At 62.4% G+C, this 17308-nt stretch carries 13 protein-coding genes; 6 read left to right on the forward strand and 7 right to left on the reverse strand.

What is annotated here, in order from left to right:
* The first annotated feature begins 9 nt into the window (after positions 1–9).
* The gene (locus H3221_RS17915; RefSeq protein ID WP_072425434.1) at positions 10–231 is read left to right on the forward strand and encodes a DUF2835 domain-containing protein; all 222 of its coding nucleotides are present in this window, start codon (positions 10–12) and stop codon (positions 229–231) included.
* An 86-nt stretch (positions 232–317) separates the two neighbouring features.
* Positions 318–1340: a quinone-dependent dihydroorotate dehydrogenase gene (locus H3221_RS17920; RefSeq protein WP_196477045.1), complete on the forward strand. Its 1023-nt coding sequence runs from the start codon at positions 318–320 to the stop codon at positions 1338–1340.
* Between the two features lie 93 nt (positions 1341–1433).
* On the opposite strand, the gene rmf is transcribed toward H3221_RS17920, so the two are convergent.
* Positions 1434–1649, reverse strand: coding sequence for a ribosome modulation factor (gene rmf, locus H3221_RS17925; RefSeq protein ID WP_003244273.1), 216 nt, complete (start codon positions 1647–1649; stop codon positions 1434–1436).
* Positions 1650–2065: 416 nt separating this feature from the next.
* Here rmf and rlmKL point away from each other — a divergent pair, with 416 nt between their 5' ends.
* Positions 2066–4246 carry a bifunctional 23S rRNA (guanine(2069)-N(7))-methyltransferase RlmK/23S rRNA (guanine(2445)-N(2))-methyltransferase RlmL gene (gene rlmKL / locus H3221_RS17930; protein ID WP_196477044.1) on the forward strand — a complete coding sequence of 727 codons (2181 nt, stop codon included), beginning with the start codon at positions 2066–2068 and terminating at the stop codon, positions 4244–4246.
* Between the two features lie 109 nt (positions 4247–4355).
* Here the strand turns inward: rlmKL and dacB are convergent, their stop codons facing one another.
* Positions 4356–5792 (reverse strand): D-alanyl-D-alanine carboxypeptidase/D-alanyl-D-alanine endopeptidase, encoded by a 1437-nt coding sequence (dacB, locus tag H3221_RS17935; RefSeq protein ID WP_196477043.1) that lies wholly within the window; start codon positions 5790–5792, stop codon positions 4356–4358.
* A 248-nt stretch (positions 5793–6040) separates the two neighbouring features.
* Here dacB and H3221_RS17940 point away from each other — a divergent pair, with 248 nt between their 5' ends.
* Positions 6041–6382, forward strand: a complete 342-nt coding sequence (locus tag H3221_RS17940; RefSeq protein WP_045735171.1) for a YggL family protein — start codon at positions 6041–6043, stop codon at positions 6380–6382.
* A 103-nt stretch (positions 6383–6485) separates the two neighbouring features.
* Here the strand turns inward: H3221_RS17940 and H3221_RS17945 are convergent, their stop codons facing one another.
* From H3221_RS17945 to H3221_RS17955, 3 genes are all read right to left on the reverse strand, one after another.
* On the reverse strand, positions 6486–9437 hold the full coding sequence (locus tag H3221_RS17945; protein WP_196477042.1) for an HD domain-containing phosphohydrolase: 2952 nt from the start codon (positions 9435–9437) through the stop codon (positions 6486–6488).
* Positions 9438–9507: 70 nt separating this feature from the next.
* On the reverse strand, positions 9508–10572 hold the full coding sequence (locus H3221_RS17950) for an FUSC family protein (RefSeq protein WP_196477041.1): 1065 nt from the start codon (positions 10570–10572) through the stop codon (positions 9508–9510).
* A gap of 12 nt (positions 10573–10584) precedes the next feature.
* The gene (locus H3221_RS17955; protein ID WP_196477040.1) at positions 10585–11916 is read right to left on the reverse strand and encodes a deoxyguanosinetriphosphate triphosphohydrolase; all 1332 of its coding nucleotides are present in this window, start codon (positions 11914–11916) and stop codon (positions 10585–10587) included.
* 622 nt (positions 11917–12538) lie between these two features.
* On the opposite strand from H3221_RS17955, the gene H3221_RS17960 reads away from it, so the two are divergent.
* The gene (locus H3221_RS17960) at positions 12539–14344 is read left to right on the forward strand and encodes a multicopper oxidase domain-containing protein (protein WP_196477039.1); all 1806 of its coding nucleotides are present in this window, start codon (positions 12539–12541) and stop codon (positions 14342–14344) included.
* An 18-nt stretch (positions 14345–14362) separates the two neighbouring features.
* The gene (locus tag H3221_RS17965; RefSeq protein WP_196477038.1) at positions 14363–15025 is read left to right on the forward strand and encodes an SCO family protein; all 663 of its coding nucleotides are present in this window, start codon (positions 14363–14365) and stop codon (positions 15023–15025) included.
* Here the strand turns inward: H3221_RS17965 and H3221_RS17970 are convergent.
* Both H3221_RS17970 and H3221_RS17975 read right to left on the reverse strand, forming a co-directional pair.
* Positions 15011–15913, reverse strand: a complete 903-nt coding sequence (locus tag H3221_RS17970; RefSeq protein WP_196477037.1) for a c-type cytochrome domain-containing protein — start codon at positions 15911–15913, stop codon at positions 15011–15013. The genes H3221_RS17965 and H3221_RS17970 overlap by 15 nt on opposite strands.
* Positions 15914–16053: 140 nt before the next feature.
* Complete coding sequence (locus H3221_RS17975; protein ID WP_196477036.1) at positions 16054–17217, reverse strand: EAL domain-containing protein; 1164 nt, start codon at positions 17215–17217, stop codon at positions 16054–16056.
* Between the last annotated feature and the right edge of the window lie 91 nt (positions 17218–17308).

Consider the following 17308-nt stretch of genomic DNA (forward strand, 5'->3'; position numbering starts at 1 on the left):
GGTGCCTCCATGCCCAGCTTGGTGCTGGATATTGCGTTATCGGCCGAACGATTGCAGGCCATCTATCGTGGCCAGGCTAACCGGATTATGGCGCAAAGCCGGGACGGGCGCCGCGTCAGTTTGCCGGCCCACCATCTGCGGCCGTATCTGACTCACGCCGGTATCTTTGGCTCCTTCGTGCTGGAGTTCAGTAGCTCCGGCGAATTGCTGAGTTTACGCCCTTTGGACTGACCTGGCGCGCTTGCCTCGCGCCGAGGGAGCCCGCGCGGCTATAATCGTCGGCTGCCAATCCTCTACTTGTCGAGCTGAGCCTGACCATGTACTCCCTGGCCCGCGAGCTGCTGTTCAAACTGTCCCCGGAAACGTCCCATGAGTTGTCAATCGATCTGATCGGTGCAGGTGGTCGCCTGGGGCTCAATGGCCTGCTGACCAAGGCACCGACCAGCCTGCCAGTAAGCGTGATGGGATTGCAGTTCGCCAATCCGGTCGGTCTGGCGGCAGGGCTGGACAAGAACGGCGATGCCATCGACGGCTTCGCCCAGCTTGGCTTCGGTTTCGTCGAGATCGGCACCGTTACCCCGCGTCCGCAGCCGGGCAACCCCAAGCCGCGACTGTTTCGTCTGCCAGAGGCCGAGGCGGTGATCAATCGCATGGGTTTCAACAACCATGGCGTCGATCATCTGCTCGAACGGGTCAAGGCTGCGAAATTCAAGGGTGTGCTGGGTATCAATATCGGCAAGAACTTCGATACGCCAGTCGAGCGGGCGGTGGACGATTACCTGGCTTGCCTGGACAAGGTGTATGCCCATGCCAGTTATGTCACGGTCAACGTCAGCTCGCCCAACACTCCGGGGCTGCGCAGTCTGCAGTTCGGCGACTCGTTGAAGGAGTTGCTCGAGGCGCTGCGTCGTCGTCAGGAAGACCTGACCCAGGAGCATGGCAAGCGCGTGCCGCTGGCGATCAAGATCGCCCCGGACATGAGTGATGAAGAGACCGCGCTGGTGGCATCAGCGCTGCTGGGGGCCGATATGGATGCGGTGATCGCCACCAATACCACCCTCAGCCGGGAAGGTGTCGAAGGGCTGGCCCATGGGGATGAAGCCGGCGGCCTGTCGGGCGCTCCGGTGCGCGACAAGAGTACGCATATCGTCAGGGTGCTTGCAGGTGAACTGTCGGGCCGTCTGCCGATCATTGCGGTCGGCGGTATTACCGAAGGCAAGCATGCAGCGGAGAAGATCGCTGCGGGTGCGAGCCTGGTACAGATCTATTCGGGTTTCATCTACAAGGGGCCGACGCTGATTCGTGAGGCCGTGGATGCGATTGCCGCGTTGCGTAAATAATCCGCATAAATAAACAGGGCTCCCGAAGGAGCCCTTGGGCTTGCGCCCGCCGCCCGGAGGGGGTCGGCATGGTGAAGTCGGGGGTGATCCTGATCAGCCGACAGCGTGAAGTTCGTTGAGTCGATGAATACCGGCGGTGCCGGTCAGCCCATCCCAGTTATCGCCACGGCCCTCACGCCAGCCATTGAGCCAGGCTTGACGAACCGAAGGTAGGGTAAAGGGGCAAAGTTCGCGGGATTTACCATTGATGCCGTACTGATAGCCGCGCAAAAAAGCTCTTTCTAACGGATCACGCTTAAGTCTTCTCATAGGGTGTTGCCCTCACTGTTGACTGTTATGTCCCGTTGGCCTTGTGGTAAGGCCGGGCAGAAGTCTTCTGCCTGCGAAAGTCCGCTGCCGGCGTGGCGAACTTTCTGTGCCTGCGCCGTTGCGGCGAAAGCCTTAGGTAGTGTTCTAACGAATGCACTGAGGCCTGTGAATGATCGATTTGTCATAAGGGCGTAACCTAAATGCGGGCGAGGCCATAAGGGCGCTGGAGATACGTCCAGCATCTTTCAGCCAGACGCCGTCATATCTGGCTGTGCACGCCGATGCCGTCATTTTGCTAGTGCAAATGAGAGTGCTTGCTTATTCCGACGAAGGGTCGCGCTGTGACCTTTTGTCACTTATTTTGAGTCGAGGTGCGCCGCTGCACCTCCCTGATTGCCATAGGCAGTGGAACATCCATGTCTGATCGTTACGAAATCGTGCTGACCTGCCCTAAAGGGCTCGAGGGCCTGTTGCTGGAAGAGGCCAAAGCGCTGGGGCTGGAAGACGCGCGTGAGCAAACGGCCGCGGTCCGCGGTCATGCCGAAATTGAGGTGGCCTACCGATTGTGCCTGTGGTCGCGCTTGGCCAACCGCGTTCTGCTGGTGCTGTCGCGCTTTGCCATGAACAACGCTGACGAACTTTATGACGGGGTCCAGGCCGTGGACTGGCGCGACCATCTGGAGCCGTCCGGCAGCCTGGCGGTGGAGTTCAGCGGCAATGGTTCGGGGATCGACAACACCCACTTCGGCGCGCTCAAGGTCAAGGATGCGATTGTTGACCGGTTGCGTACGGCTGGCGGCGAGCGTCCCGGCATCGATAAGCTCAACCCGGACCTGCGCGTGCATCTGCGTCTGGATCGCGGTGAGGCAGTGCTTTCCCTGGACCTTTCCGGCCACAGCCTGCACCAGCGTGGTTACCGTCTGCAGCAGGGTGCTGCGCCGCTGAAAGAGAACCTGGCTGCGGCAGTGCTGATCCGTGCCGGTTGGCCGCGCATTGCTGCCGAGGGCGGCGCATTGGCCGACCCGATGTGTGGCGTGGGTACCTTCCTGGTGGAGGCGGCTCTGATGGCTGCCGACATCGCGCCCAACCTCAAGCGCGAGCGCTGGGGTTTCTCCAGTTGGCTGGGCCATGTGCCGGCAATCTGGAAGAAGCTGTATGCCGAGGCTGAGCAGCGCGCTGCGGCGGGATTGGCCAAGCCGCCGCTGTGGATTCGTGGTTATGAGGCCGACCCGCGCCTGATTCAGCCTGGGCGCAATAACGTCGAACGCGCCGGCCTGTCGGACTGGGTGAAAATCTATCAGGGCGAGCTGGGTGGTTTCGAGCCGCGCCCGGACCAGAATCAGAAGGGCCTGGTGATCAGCAACCCGCCCTATGGCGAACGCCTAGGTGACGAAGCCAGCCTGTTGTACCTCTACCAGAACCTAGGTGAGCGTCTGCGTCAGGCCTGCCTGGGCTGGGAGGCAGCGGTATTCACAGGCGCGCCCGAACTGGGCAAGCGCATGGGTTTGCGCAGCCACAAGCAGTACGCGTTCTGGAACGGCGCACTGCCTTGCAAGTTGTTGTTGATCAAGGTGCAGACCGAGCAGTTCGTTACTGGTGAGCGGCGTGCCCGCGAGGACGATCAACAGCCGGTGAGCGAAGCACCCCAGCAGGCGCGTTTGTCCGAAGGCGGACAGATGTTCGCCAACCGCCTGCAGAAGAACCTCAAGCAACTGGGCAAGTGGGCTCGTCGCGAAGGTATCGAGTGCTACCGGTTGTACGACGCCGACATGCCCGAGTATGCCGTGGCAGTCGATCTGTACCGCGACTACGTACATGTTCAGGAATATGCCGCGCCGCGTTCGGTCGACCCGGACAAGGCCCAGGCACGCCTGCTCGATGCCTTGGCCGCGATTCCACAGGCGCTGGGCGTGGCGCAGAGCCGCGTGGTGGTCAAGCGTCGTGAGCGCCAGGCTGGCACCAAGCAGTATCAGCGTCAGGCTGCGCAGGGTGAGTTCATGGAGGTGAGCGAGGGCGGGGTCAAGCTGCTGGTCAACCTCACCGATTATCTGGATACCGGACTGTTCCTCGATCACCGTCCGTTGCGCCTGCGTCTGCAGCACGAGGCCGCTGGCAAGCGATTCCTCAACCTGTTCTGTTACACCGCGACGGCCACCGTGCATGCGGCCAAGGGCGGTGCGCGCAGCACCACCAGTGTGGATCTGTCGAAAACCTACCTGGACTGGGCACGGCGTAATCTCGCGCTCAACGGTTTTTCCGACAAGCATCGCCTGGAACAGGGCGACGTGATGGCCTGGCTGGCAGAAGATCGCGGTGAGTACGAGCTGATCTTCATCGACCCGCCGACCTTCTCCAATTCCAAGCGCATGGAAGGCGTGTTCGATGTGCAGCGTGACCACGTCGAGCTGCTTGACCTGGCCATGGCGCGGCTGGCCCGTGGCGGTGTGCTGTATTTCTCCAACAACTTCCGCAAGTTCCAGCTGGATGAGAGCCTGGTGGCGCGTTATCAGGTCGAAGAAATCAGCGCACAGACACTGGATCCGGACTTCGCCCGCAACCCGAAGATCCACCGCGCCTGGCGTTTCAGCGCGCGGTAGAGTGAGGCTGTCGGCCTGCGTAGGGTGGATGACGCTCTTTTCATCCACACCAGTTCATCGCCGGTAGATGGGCAAAGCGTCATCCACCCTGCGCTCCTCCCACAGATGTTCAGCGTTTGGGCTGTTTGTAGGTTTCCAGCAGCACCTGATCGAGGATTGAAGTGGCACCCCAGGGTTTCGGGTCGTTGAGGATGGCTACCACGGCCCAGTCCTGGCCGTTGCTGTCGCGGCTGTAGCCGGCAATGGCACGCACATTATTCAGGGTGCCGGTCTTGATGTGCGCCTCGCCTACCAGCGGCGTGCGCTGCAGGCGCCGACGCATGGTGCCATCCATCGCCACCAGCGGCATCGAACTACGGAATTCGGCAGCGTAAGGGCTGCGCCAGGCTGCCTGGAGTATCAGCGCCATTTCCCGTGCGCTGATGCGTTCGGCGCGCGACAGGCCCGAGCCATTCTCCATCACCAGATGCGGTGCAGTGATACCCTTGCGGGCCAGCCAGCTGCGAATGACGCGCTGTGCAGCCATGGCATCGTCCTTGTCGGCTTCCGTGCGGTACTGTGCGCCGATGCTGAGAAAAAGCTGCCGAGCCATGGTGTTGTTGCTGTACTTGTTGATGTCGCGGACGATTTCCACCACATCCGGGGAGAGGGCGCGCACCAGCATGCGGGCGTCTTCCGGTACCGACCCCAGACGGTCCTTGCCGAGAATCTTGCCGCCCAACTCCTGCCAGATGCCGCGCACTGCGCCTGCTGCATAACTAGGGTGGTCGAGCAACGACAGGTAGGTCTGCGCGCTGCAGCCTTCAGCCAGTTGGCCGCTGACGATCAGGGTCGTGCCGTCGAACTGGTCCACCGCGTTGTAGCGAATGTCAGGCCATGCCGGGCAGGTTGCTGCCTTGAGCAGGCGAACCTGATTGTCTATACGAATCGCCGCGATGGGCGGGTCCATGGCGATACTCACCTTGCCACCTTCGGCGCGTGTGATGAAGCGTTGCGCCTTGAGGTTGACCAGCAGGGAGTCGGGTTTGACCAGGAAGGGTTTGTTGGTGTCGCCACCATCGTCGTTGAATGCCGGCAACTGCGGGGCCACGAAGAAGCTGCGATCCAGCACCAGGTCGCCCTGAACCTGGCGCACCCCGTTGATGCGCAGGTCGCGCAGCAGCAGCCAGAGCTTTTCCATGTTCAGTTTCGGGTCGCCGCCACCCTTGAGGTAGAGGTTGCCATGCAGCACGCCATCTTTCAGCGGGCCATCGGCATAGAACTCGGTCTTCCATTGATGGTTGGGTCCCAGCAATTCCAATGCTGCATAGGTGGTCAACAGCTTCATGGTGGAAGCCGGGTTGACCGAGATATCGGCATTGAACTGCAGGCCGCCAGCTTGCCCGCCCAGAGGCACGGTCATCACCGACAGCGAGTTGTTGGAAATCTTGTTGGCCTTCATTGCCTGCTCGACCTTCGCAGGGAGTGCGCTGCTGGCAGCATGGCAGGACAGGGCGAGGGGGAGAAGCAGGGCACTCAGCGCCAGTTGACGAAACCGCTGGATCATCGACAAGAACCTTCCGCTGTCAGGCGGGAGTAACGAGGGAGACAGATAAACGACAGTCCGACTCGGGGAAAAGTTGCCGGCATTATGCCGCAAGAATCTGCTTGCAGTCGGCTCGTCCGGGTTAAAAACAGTTACGACAAACAGCTGGCGTTCAACATGTTCGAGGGGGCGCCAGGGCGACACAAAGCGGGCGCTCTGCCGGCGAAACTGCTAGAGTGCCGCGCGTTATTACCTTTGAGGATTGTTTCATGGCGACCAACCGTTCCCGCCGTCTGCGCAAGAAGCTCTGTGTCGATGAATTCCAGGAGCTGGGCTTCGAGCTGACCCTGAACTTCAAGGCCGACTTGAGCGACCAGACCCTCGACGATTTCGTCGATCAGTTCCTCGATCAGGCCATCGCCGGCAATGGTCTGGATTACGTCGGTGGCGAAGACTTCGGCCTGGTCTGTCTGGCCAAGCGCGGCTCTGTCAACGAGGAGCAGCGTGCTGCCGTCGAGGCCTGGCTGAAAGGCCGTGACGAACTGGAAAAGTTCGAGCTCAGCCCGTTGCAGGACGTCTGGTACCCGGAAAACCCGATCAACCAGGCTTGATCGCTACTCGGCGCCGGGTTCTCTGGCGCCAGTCATCAGGTAGGGTGCGCCGCGCGCACCCAGCGTTTGACCTGATGCAGAAGCTCGGTGCGTGGAGTGCACCCTACAGCACTCCCGCCTTTTCCAGCAGCATCTGCTCGTCCACCTGATCGATCTGCTCTGCCTGCATGAAACGCTCGGCGTAGCGCCGGTAGATGCCTGCGCGGATGAACAGCGCGAACAGCTGGGGGTCGATGTGCGCGCCCTTGCACATGCCGACCATGATGTTCAGTGCCTCCGACAGCGTCTTGCCCTTCTTGTAGGGGCGATCCACCGCCGTCAGGGCTTCGAAGATATCGGCGATCGCCATCATGCGTGCCGGCAGGCTCATCTGTTCGCGCGTCAGGCGTTTGGGGTAGCCCGTGCCGTCCATCTTCTCGTGGTGCCCGCCAGCGATCTCGGTGACGTTTTGCAGATGCTTGGGGAAGGGCAGGCGGTCGAGCATCAGGATGGTCTGCACGATATGGTGGTTGATGATGTAGCGCTCTTCGGCCGTCAGCGTGCCGCGGGCGATGCTCAGGTTGTGCAGTTCGCCACGGTTGAATTTGTATTGCGGCACCTCCAGCTTGAAGCCCCAGCGATTGTCTGGCGCGATCACCTCCTGGTCGACGCGCTCGATCAGATGGTCGGGGCGGTCAGCGAGCAGCGGCTCTTCCACCGGTAGGCTGCTGGGGGGCGAGTGTTCCAGGCGCTTGGCTTCTTCCCAGGAAACCCCCAGGCGATTGTCCAGAGTGCGTAGCCAGCGTCGTTCGGCGATCTGTTTGAGGCGAGCCTGGTCGTCATCGGCCATGGCTTCGCCACCCAGATTGATGCGTGCGATGAAGGCGAACTCATCGTCCAGATCGCTTAGTAACTGTTCGCGCAGAGCGGCCAGTGCGTTTTCTTCACCGCCTTCGGCACGACCACGCCAATAGGCGATCCAGGCGTCTCGCTTGAGTACCTCGAAGCGCATGCGCACTTCGTGGATGCGGTCGTACAGGGTTTCCAGCTTGGTCGCCTTGTCCACCACGTATTCGGGGGTAGTGACCTTGCCGCAATCGTGCAGCCAGGCGGCGATATGCAGTGCCTCCCACTCCTCTTCGCTGGGGTTGTAGTCACTAAACTCGGGCGCGTCACTCTCGGCAGCAGCACGAGCCAGCATCAGGGTGATCTCCGGTACCCGTTGGCAGTGGCCGCCGGTGTAGGGACTCTTGGCGTCGATGGCGCCGGCGATCAGCTGAATGAAGGCGTCGAGTAACTGCTTTTGCCTGGCCAGCAGGCGTTGGCTCTCGATGCACAGGGCTGCACTGCCTGAGACAGCCTCGACGAAGGCAACGCGATCGGGGCTGAGCATGCTCTCGTTGTCTTCACCGGTATCGCGTTGCAACAGTACCAGCACGCCAACAGTGTCGCCCTGACGGTTGTGCAGGCCGGCAGCGATCAGGTGCAGGCGCGGACTGTCCATGGCCGACAGGAGCTCTTGAAATTGACCCGCCTGATCGAAGCCGATGGAGGTGGCGACGCTGTCGCCGCCGCTTGCTGGACGTTGCAGCCAGCTGGGTAAGGTCGGATCGTCATGGGCCAGTCCCTGGATGCCCAGATCGGTAAGGCTGCGGCTCTGGCCGTCGATCACCAGGCCCTGTGGCTCCAGGCGGCCGCTGTCGTTGTCGAGCAGATAAAGCAAACCGCCCTGGGCCGCGCTGATGGAGACGGTGGCGTCCATCACGCGCTTGATCAGCGCGTCGAATTGGGTTTCCGCCGAGAGGCTGGCAGCGATGTCGAGAAAGCTCGACAAGGTGTCCTTCATGCTGCTCATCGATACCGCCAGCTGGTCGACTTCAAGAATTGGCGAGCGGCCGCTGGCCGGATGGGCGAAGTCGAAACGGCGAATGGCCTGCGCCTCCTGCACCAGGCTGCGCAGCGGTTTGACCACCAGGCGTGAAGTCAGCCAGCCTAGCGGCAGGCACAGCAGCAGGGTGGTGAGCGTGATCAGCGCGCCCTGCCAGCGGATGCGATAAGCCTCGGCCAGTAGCTCTTGCTCGGGAACCAGCAGGGCCAGATGCAACCCCTGTGGGCCACCCTCCTGAATGTGCCGGTGAGCCATGGCCCAACGCTTTTTGGCCAGTTCGACGATGCCCTCGTCCCGTTCGTTCAACTGACCGGCCAGCAGTTCACCCAGGGCCGGATTGAGTTCGCGGACCTTGACCAGCGATACCTTGCCGTCGACCTCCCTGAGCAGGCGGCTGCTCTCGGGGTACGCCACGGCGTTGCCGTCGTTGTCGGCGAGCACCACCTGGCTGTTGGGGGTGACGCGGTGGTTGGCCAAGGTGGCGGAGAGATCATCGAGCGTCAGGTCGGCGCCGATCACGGTGGTCAGGCCGCTGCGTCTGGCCAACGTGGTGCCGATTTCCTGGGTGGAGAAGAACAGATAGGGCGCGGTGGTGATCTGTCCGCCATCGCCGCGGGCGCGCTTGAACCAGTCGCGCTGCCTGGGATCGTAAGGCTCGCTGAGTTTCTGCCGGCGGCTGAGCTGGTTCAGTGAGCCGTCATAGAACAGGTAATCGCTATCGGTCCCGGCGCTGCCCCGGTCGATGGCCCAGACCTGATAGGCCGCTTTGTCCGGTGCGTTGAAGCGCTGCTTGAGCATGTCACTGCGCAGCGGCCTGACCATGAAGAAGTCGCCATCCTCATAGCCGAGATAGATCGAGGCCAGTTTGGGGTTGTCGCGCAGGGCCTGGACGAACAGCGGCAGCATTTCCAGACGTTCATCGAGCGTGTCGGCCTCGGTGGCCGGGTGTAGTGCCAGCAGGCTGAGCAGGTGGCGTATGGGGCGGTAGGTACTGTCCAGATCTCTCTGGACATCGTGCTGGATGCGCTCGAAGAGTGTCGAACTGCTGGAGAAGATCAGCCGACTGGTCTGCTGGTAATTGAACAACCCCAGCACGACACCGGTGAACAGCAGCAGAAGTGTGAACAAGACACTGATATGAACGTGCAGAGGGAGACGGCGTTCTCTGGGAACAGCGGTATTGGGCATCGCACTTCACTCCTTGCGGGCGCTGCAGGCTTGAACAGCATAGTGAAGAGTGGACGAATCTGCCTAAACGCTATAAAGGCTGCTGAGAACTGTCCTCGGCCTTGCTCGGTTTGTTCAGTTGCAGGCGCAGGCCATGTACCAGAAGAGCTACGGTCAGGCTCAAGGCCACGCCGATCAGTGCGTTGAGCAGACGCACCTCCGCCAGGTGCCAGTCCTGTGCAAGGCTCTCGGCCAGAAGCACGAAGCACAGGCTGGTCTGCAGCACGAACAAGCCGTAGTGATTGGCCTGCAGCGCACGGCTGAGAATCACCAGCACCAGTAAGGTCATGACCATCGTGGGTGGGCTTTGCAGGCTGTGGCCGAAGAGGATCAGCAGGCCGGCGGCAGCGAGGCTGGCAAGACTCGCCTGCAGCGCTCGCACCAGGCTGCCCTGGAATTCCAGCTGCAGCGTGGTGATGACTGTCAGCGTCAGCCAGTAACCACGTGACAAACCGGCCAGATTGACGATCAGCCCTGACGCGGCAAAAGCCAGCATGCAGGCCAGGGCATGCAGGCGCCATTGCTGGCGAGGCAGGCGCTGCGCGTGGCGCTTGAGTACCTTGAGAATGGCCAGGAAGCGCGGCATGTAGGGCCACATGCGCAGGCCATGCAGGCCACGCAGCCCGAAGGCCAGCAGCATGACCCAGAGCCCACCGAGAATGAACAGCATGGCCACTGCATAAGGGTTGTGCAGATTCCCAATGCCGAATTGTCCCTGGCCGAGGCACAGGCAGATGCACAGACCGATACCCAACTTGCCGGCTTCGCTGCCGAAACGTTGTAGCCAGGCCAGCAGCAGGCCGAAAGCAGCGAAAATGCCCAGGCTGACAAGCGGGTGGCTGGCGGCCCAGAACCCCAGGCCGGCGCTGCAAGCACCCAGGCCGGTGAGCAGTAGCATGCGCAGCATGCCGAAACGGTGCAGTGGATTTGCCTGGGCGGCCTGAAAGGCGCCAGCCGAAGCCCAGAGAAAACCACTGTGAGCGGTGAACAGGCCCAGTACCAGCGGCAAGGCGCAGCCCAGCCCGGCAACCACGGCCGGGCCCCAGGCCGGCGGACCGGCATGCCAGGTGAAACTATTGCGAATCAGGTTCTTCATGCGCTCTTTTCGTCAGATCGGGCTCGAACGGCCCGTCATCTCCCTCGCCATCTCCGTAGCGTAGCTGTCCGTCATGCCGGCGATGAAGTCGATCACTCGCATGAACGAGCGATACAGGGGCCAACCCGGTTCAGGCGCGTAGTAGCTGAGCAGATCGAGAATACGCCGGTGCTTGAACGACAGCGCACGTCCGCTGTGCTGCTCCAGTGCGGCACCGCAGAAGGCGTTGAGGAGAATTTCCAGCGTGGTATAGGCGCCGATCTCGTGCAGCGTCTTGCGCTTGTCGTGGAAGATCTTCTCGCGCGCCAGTGACTTCGCGCTCTGTACACAGTGCTTGGCGGCGCCATGCATGTGTTCGACCAGATCGCCCTGCAGGCCGCCGCCAAGAAGGGCGTGCTGTTGTTCGACGAAGGCGCTGGCAGCAGCGTTGGTCAGGTGTTCGATGGCCTTGCCGCGCAGGATCGCCAGCTTGCGCCGGCGCGAGTCTTTGGGGCCGAGCTGGCGATAGGTCTCCGGCAGGTCGTCGCCTACCAGATCGAGTAGCAGTGCCTCGACTTCAGTGTAGTCGAGCAGCTCCATCTCCACGCCATCCTCCAGGTCGATCAGGCCGTAGCAGATGTCGTCCGCTGCTTCCATCAGGTAGACCAGCGGGTGACGTGCCCAGCGCTGCGTTTCCAGTTGCGGCAGTTCGAGCTTGGCGGCGATCTGTTCGAGCAGCGGCAGCTCGCTCTGGTAGCAGCCGAATTTGTGCTTCTTGTAGCCCTGTGCGTCCGCGTGGCGGGCCGTCCAGGGGTATTTGAGGTAGGTGCCGAGGGTCGCGTAGGTCAGCCGTGTACCACCGTCGAACTGGTGATATTCCAGCTGGGTGAGTACACGAAAGCCCTGGGCATTGCCTTCGAAATTGAGAAAGTCGCCGCGTTCGGCATCGCTCATCGCATCCAGCCAGCCGCGCCCGGCGGCTTGCTGAAACCAATGGCGAATGGCGTCTTCGCCGGAATGACCAAACGGCGGGTTGCCGATATCGTGGGCCAGGCAGGCGGACTGCACCACCATGCCCAGGTCGCTCGGCGTGCACCAGTGGGGCAGGTCGTCACGCAACATCTCACCGACGCGCATGGCCAGCGAACGGCCGACGCAGCTGACCTCCAGCGAGTGGGTCAGACGGGTGTGGATATGGTCGTTACTCGAAACAGGATGCACCTGAGTCTTGCGCCCGAGGCGGCGGAACGCACCCGAGAAGATGATGCGGTCATGATCCTTGTGGAAGGGACTGCGTCCCAGTTCTGCAGAGCTGGGAGCAGGTTTACCGAGACGTTCGCGGGTGAGCAGGGTGTGCCAATCCAAGGCTGATCCTCGCCAAGTTGATCCAGGCTTCCTAGCTTCGGCGTTCGCGCAGCGCTGCGCAACCCGAGGTAGGGATGAGGTGCGTCGGGTTGGCATGACGCCTGGGTGGGTTCTGCATTCGGAGCGCTCGAGATGGGATGATAATTATCTGATAGTCAATTTATTGGCTTTTTAAGCATATACTTATTGCTTATATTGAGGTTGCTTCCGTGTCGTGACGATTATTTGACTAATTGGTGTGAAGGGGTTTAAGTAACAGTTGTGATCGTTTGTAATTTGACGGTGTGCGGTGAAGGAGAGGGCGCTGCGTACTGGTAGTAGAGGTTGCTAGGGAGAACGTCATGGACAGCTTGCCGTTGTGCCGGACCATGCACCCCGTATCAGCGAGGCGCAGTTGCCACGCCTTCATTGTTCATATGCCTATTTCCCGTGCACCGACCTTGCTGGAGCCGAGTCGACTCGCTCTGGCGTGCTGGCCCTGTGGGCCGTCTGGTCGTTGGTAGCTGTCTCGGCCTGGATGCCTCAGTCGAGTCGACCGTTTTCAGACGACGTGTGTATATCGCCCGCGTGCGGGTTAAGGCCTGCACACAGGAGCGACAGCCGGGCGTCGGGGAGATGCAGCATGAAACGTTTATCACCCAGTTCGGGTCCGACCGAGGCACAGAGCACTGTTTGCCCCGCTGATGGAGAGCTGGCGCCGCCTGGGCAGTTATCACGGCGCAGTTTTCTTCAAGGTAGTGCGGCAATGGCCGCGGCGCCGCTGATCCTGGCGCCCAGTCGCAGCGAGGCGGTGGTGCCGCCTAGCCCGCCGACCATTGCCTGGCAGGAGTTTCTGCCCAATGAGCCGGCGCTGCTTTACGGCAGCACGCTCAACCCGCCGCCTACCGAGCTTGCCAACACTGTCGCCGGCGAGGCCGGGCGGCCGGCGCATCAGCGCTGGGCCGAGTTCGGCCCGCAGGCAGAGCACTACGAGTTGCATGCAGCGCAGCGCGAGGGTTGGGTGTTCAATCCGGCCTATCCGCCACAGCCGGTATGGACCTTCCAGGCCGCCGTTGCGGATCTATCAGTGCTCAGCCCGGTGGTGCACTCGCACTACGGCCACCCGATGATCTGCCGCATCTACAATGACTTGCCGGCCAACCACACCGGTTTTGGTACGCCGGAGATCAGCACCCACCTGCACAATGCCCACGTCGGTTCGGAGAGTGACGGTTTTGCCGGCGACTACTACAGCGCCACCAAGGCCGGGCCCAATCTGACCGCGCCAGGCGGTTTCAAGGACCACCTTTACTCCAACATCTACGCCGGCTACGACGAACTGCAGAACGGCATCGGCGATTACCGCGAGGCCCTCGGCACGCTGTTCTACCACGACCATACCCTGGACTTCACCGCGCCCAACATCGTTCGCGGGCTGATGGGCTTCTTCCTGCTGTTCGATCATCTCGACTCGGGCAACGAGAAGGACCCGAACCCCGCGGCCTTGCGTCTGCCCAGCCACCCCTACGACTACCCGCTGAGCTTCTGCGATCGGCGTTTCGACACCAACGGCATCCTTTATTACGACCAGGTCAGCCCCGAGGGCATCCTCGGCGACAAGACCATAGTCAACGGCAAGATCCAGCCAGTGCTGCGGGTAGCACGGCGCAAGTACCGCCTGCGCCTGCTCAACGGTGGGCCGAGCCGCTTTTACCAGTTCTATCTGGTGCGGCCGAACAACGTCATCCAGCCTTTCACCTACATCGCCAACGACGGCAACTTGCTGGAAAAACCACTGCTCAACCAGACCAGCGTGCGCCTGGGCGTGGCCGAACGAGCCGATATCGTGGTGGATTTCTCGCGCTACCCGGTGGGCACTGAGCTGTACCTGGCCAACCGCCTGACCCACCGCCCGGAAGATACTCGTCGGCCTTATCAGGTGGTTGCGCCCGGCGATCGGGTGTTGAAGATAGTGGTGGACCGTGAGCCGCCGGAGCAGGACCTGAGCCGGGTGCCCAGCACCCTGCGGCCGCTGCCGCCGTTGCCGACGACCGCCCAACTGGCGGCACTGCCGGTGCGCAGGTTCCTCTTCGAGCGCCGACAGAACATGTGGGCGATCAATGGTCAGTTCATCAATCTCAATGTTCCGCGCGCTTTGGTGCCCATGGGGGCCATGGAGATCTGGGAGTTGTACAGCGTCAATGACGGCTGGGATCACCCTGTACATATCCATTTCGAGGAGGGCCGTCTGCTGAGCAAGACCACCGATGGCCGCAACGTGGTCATCCCGGTGCATGAGCGCGGCCGCAAGGATGTGTTCAACATTTCCGACCGTACGGTTCTGCGTGTGCTGATGCGTTTTCGCGATTACAAGGGCAAGTACGTGATGCACTGCCATAACCTGATCCACGAAGACCACGCCATGATGCTGCGTTTTGACATCGTCTGAGCCAGCAGGAGGTTTGCCATGAATACGCGAAGAAAGGTGCTGGCAGGGCTTGGCGTTGCCGCGTTCGGTTGGGCCGCCTGGCACTCGGGCGGTAGCTTGCAGCAGCCAGTCACGCCGCTGGCCGGGGTGGGCGGTACTCGCTTTCCCAATGTCCCGCTGCTGACCCACGAGGGGCGTCAAGTGCGCTTCTACGACGATCTGGTGCGCGGCAAGGTGGTGGCGATCAACATGATGTACGCCCAGTGCAGCAACAGTTGCCCGGCCACCACCGCCAACCTGCGCCTGGTGCAGGAGATGCTCGGTGAACGTGCTGGACGCGATGTGCACCTGTATTCGCTGACGCTGCAGCCGGAGCTGGACAGCGTCGAGCGTCTGCGCGAGTACGTCGAGCGCCACCATATCGGTCCGGGCTGGCAGTTCCTCACCGGCGTGCGCGCCGATATCGAGCAACTGCGTCGCGCCCTGGGTTTCTATGACGTCGATCCGGTGGTGGACCTCAACGACCTCAGCCATACCGGCATGCTACGCATCGGCAACGACGCGCTGGACCGCTGGACCATGGCGCCGTCGCAGACCGATGCCGCGCAGATCTTGTCCACCATCAACCATGTCGACAGCAAGGTGGTACACACCGCCTATCGTCCGCTTGAGGGGCCTGCCGAGCAGCTAGCGCAGGCGTAGACGTTCTACTTGCACGCGGCCGCCAGCATCGAGGCGGCCGCGCACCTGCACGTAGGCGCCGGGGCGTGGTGCATCGTCGAGGCGCGTGCGGGCATCGATCAGCAGCGCCAGCCCGTCCAGCTTGCCGGCATCATCCAGGCGGCCATGCAGGCGCACCCTGGCGCCTACCGGCACGGGCGCCGGTTGTCCGGCAGCATTGCGTGCGCCTTGCTCGATCCAGGCCACGATCAGCTCGATTTCCGCAGCCGCGAGATAGGGAGGACCGTCGTACGGCATGCGGGGTTGCGCCTGGCCGCGAATGCGCCGCACCAGCTCGCTGGCTGCGGGGTTGCCGGGCACCACGCGGGCGCGCTCGTTGCTGGCCAGGGTTGCTGCGTAACTCGACAGCAGATAACCCTCGGGGGCCGGACCCATCAGGCCGCTGGCGGAGTGGCAGGTAGCGCAGCGGCGTAGCAGGATGGCTTCGACGTGGCGGTAGTCGACCACCTCGTCAAGGCTTGGGACGGCGGCGGTAGGCTGGGTTGCGCTTTCGCGGCCTGCTGGTAGGCCGGCATTTATCCAGCGTTCGACCATGGCGATCTCGGCGGCATCGAGGAAGGGCGGGCCGCTCAGCGGCATGCGCGGTTGGCTGCTGCCCGTCAGGCGGTGCAGCAGCTCGCTGCCGGCAGCATCGCCAGCGTGGACCACCGGCCCGCGCTGGCTGCCGCGCAACAGATTCTCCAGGCTGTCCAGGCGCAGGCCCAATGGGGCCTGCGCGCCGCTGTGGCAGGCCAGGCAGCGGTTGGCCAGAAGCGGAGCGATGTCGCCGTGGTAGGTCGGGGACACGGCGGCCAGTACGCTGGCGCTGAGCAGCAGCGGGGTGAGCAGGCGAAGGGCTAGCCAGGGCATAAGCGCAGCCTCGGAGACTGGGGCAGATCATTCAGCCGTTCGGCGCGAGGCTTCTGTGGGCAGGGATGTATTCGAAAAACGCCTGGTTCGACTGTGCCGAGAGAAGTCCGACAACCTGTTGCCTAAGCCTAGCTGCCCCCTCAGAAACCGGCAGCGTCGATGTCCACCAGCAGCAGGCGACGACCATTGTCGATGAACTGGCCTGCCGTCAGGCAATACTGGTTGGTGGTGGCATCGCGGTAGGTGGTGGAGAGCGTCAGACGCCGCTCTTCCCAGCCTTCGGCCAGCAGTTGATAGAAGTAGGGACGCCATGACCAGTTATGCCCGAGGTAGCGGTCATCGGCCTGCCAGATGTTCTGGCGCCACTGCAGGTTGGGTGTGAGTTGGGTGCCGTGGCGGTCGCACTGATAGATGCGCAACAGCCAGGGATAGTTGTCCGGCGCCTTAAGGCTCGTTGCCGGGGCGCCACTTTCGGCCCAGAACCTGAGTTCGGACATCAATTCGGCCAGTTGCTGGCGCAGGCTGACCAGGCGCGCGCGCTCGGCGAGTTTCTGTTGTACGTAGCTATCACGCAGGCGCGCGAAACGGCCGACGAAGGCGTCGCTGGCGAACAGTTCCTCCTCCGGCCTGGCGAACAGGAACCCCTGGACGTAACGGGCGCCGCACTCGAGGGCGAAGTTCAGCTCGGCTTCGGTTTCCACCCCTTCGGCGATGATCCAGCAACCGGTCTTTTCGGCCATCTGTGCCAGGGCCTTGACCACTTCGCCGCTAGGGCCGCCGCGAGCGGCTTCCTGGAACAAGCGCATGTCCAGCTTGAGAATGTCCGGCTGCAGTGCCAGCACGCGATCGAGCTGCGAATAACCAGCGCCGAAATCGTCGATGGCGATGCGTGCACCGGCGTCGCGGTAGCGCGCTACCACGTCAGGTAGGCGCTGGCTGGCACCGCCCAACTCGGTGATCTCGAAGACGATGCGTGCTGGGTCGATACCGCTGCGCTGCAGTTGAATCAGGCTGGGCAGTGGCTGTGCCGGGCGCAGGCGGCTGATCCAGCGTGGTGAAATGTTCAGGCTCAGGAACCAGTCCGCAGGGGCCTGATGGAAGCGCCGCAAGGCATCTTCGCGCACTTGCCGGTCAAGGCGACGCAGAGCAGCGGGCGGGGTTTTCGGATCAGCGAAAAGCGGCCCGGCCGAATGTGCCTGGCCGTTGCCATCGCGCAGCCGAGCCAGCGCTTCGACACCGGCGATACGGCCGGTGGCGGTGTCGATGAAGGGTTGGAAGACGGCAAAAGGCAGTCCGTCGATCACCTGGGGTGTCCTTAGCGCTGAGCGGTTGAGCCACCTGGTGGCGGCTGGATCGCTCAGCCAAGCAAGATCGCGGCCAGCCCAGGTCCCGGCC

The sequence above is a fragment of the Pseudomonas chaetocerotis genome (assembly GCF_015712105.2).
GTDB lineage: Bacteria > Pseudomonadota > Gammaproteobacteria > Pseudomonadales > Pseudomonadaceae > Aquipseudomonas > Aquipseudomonas chaetocerotis.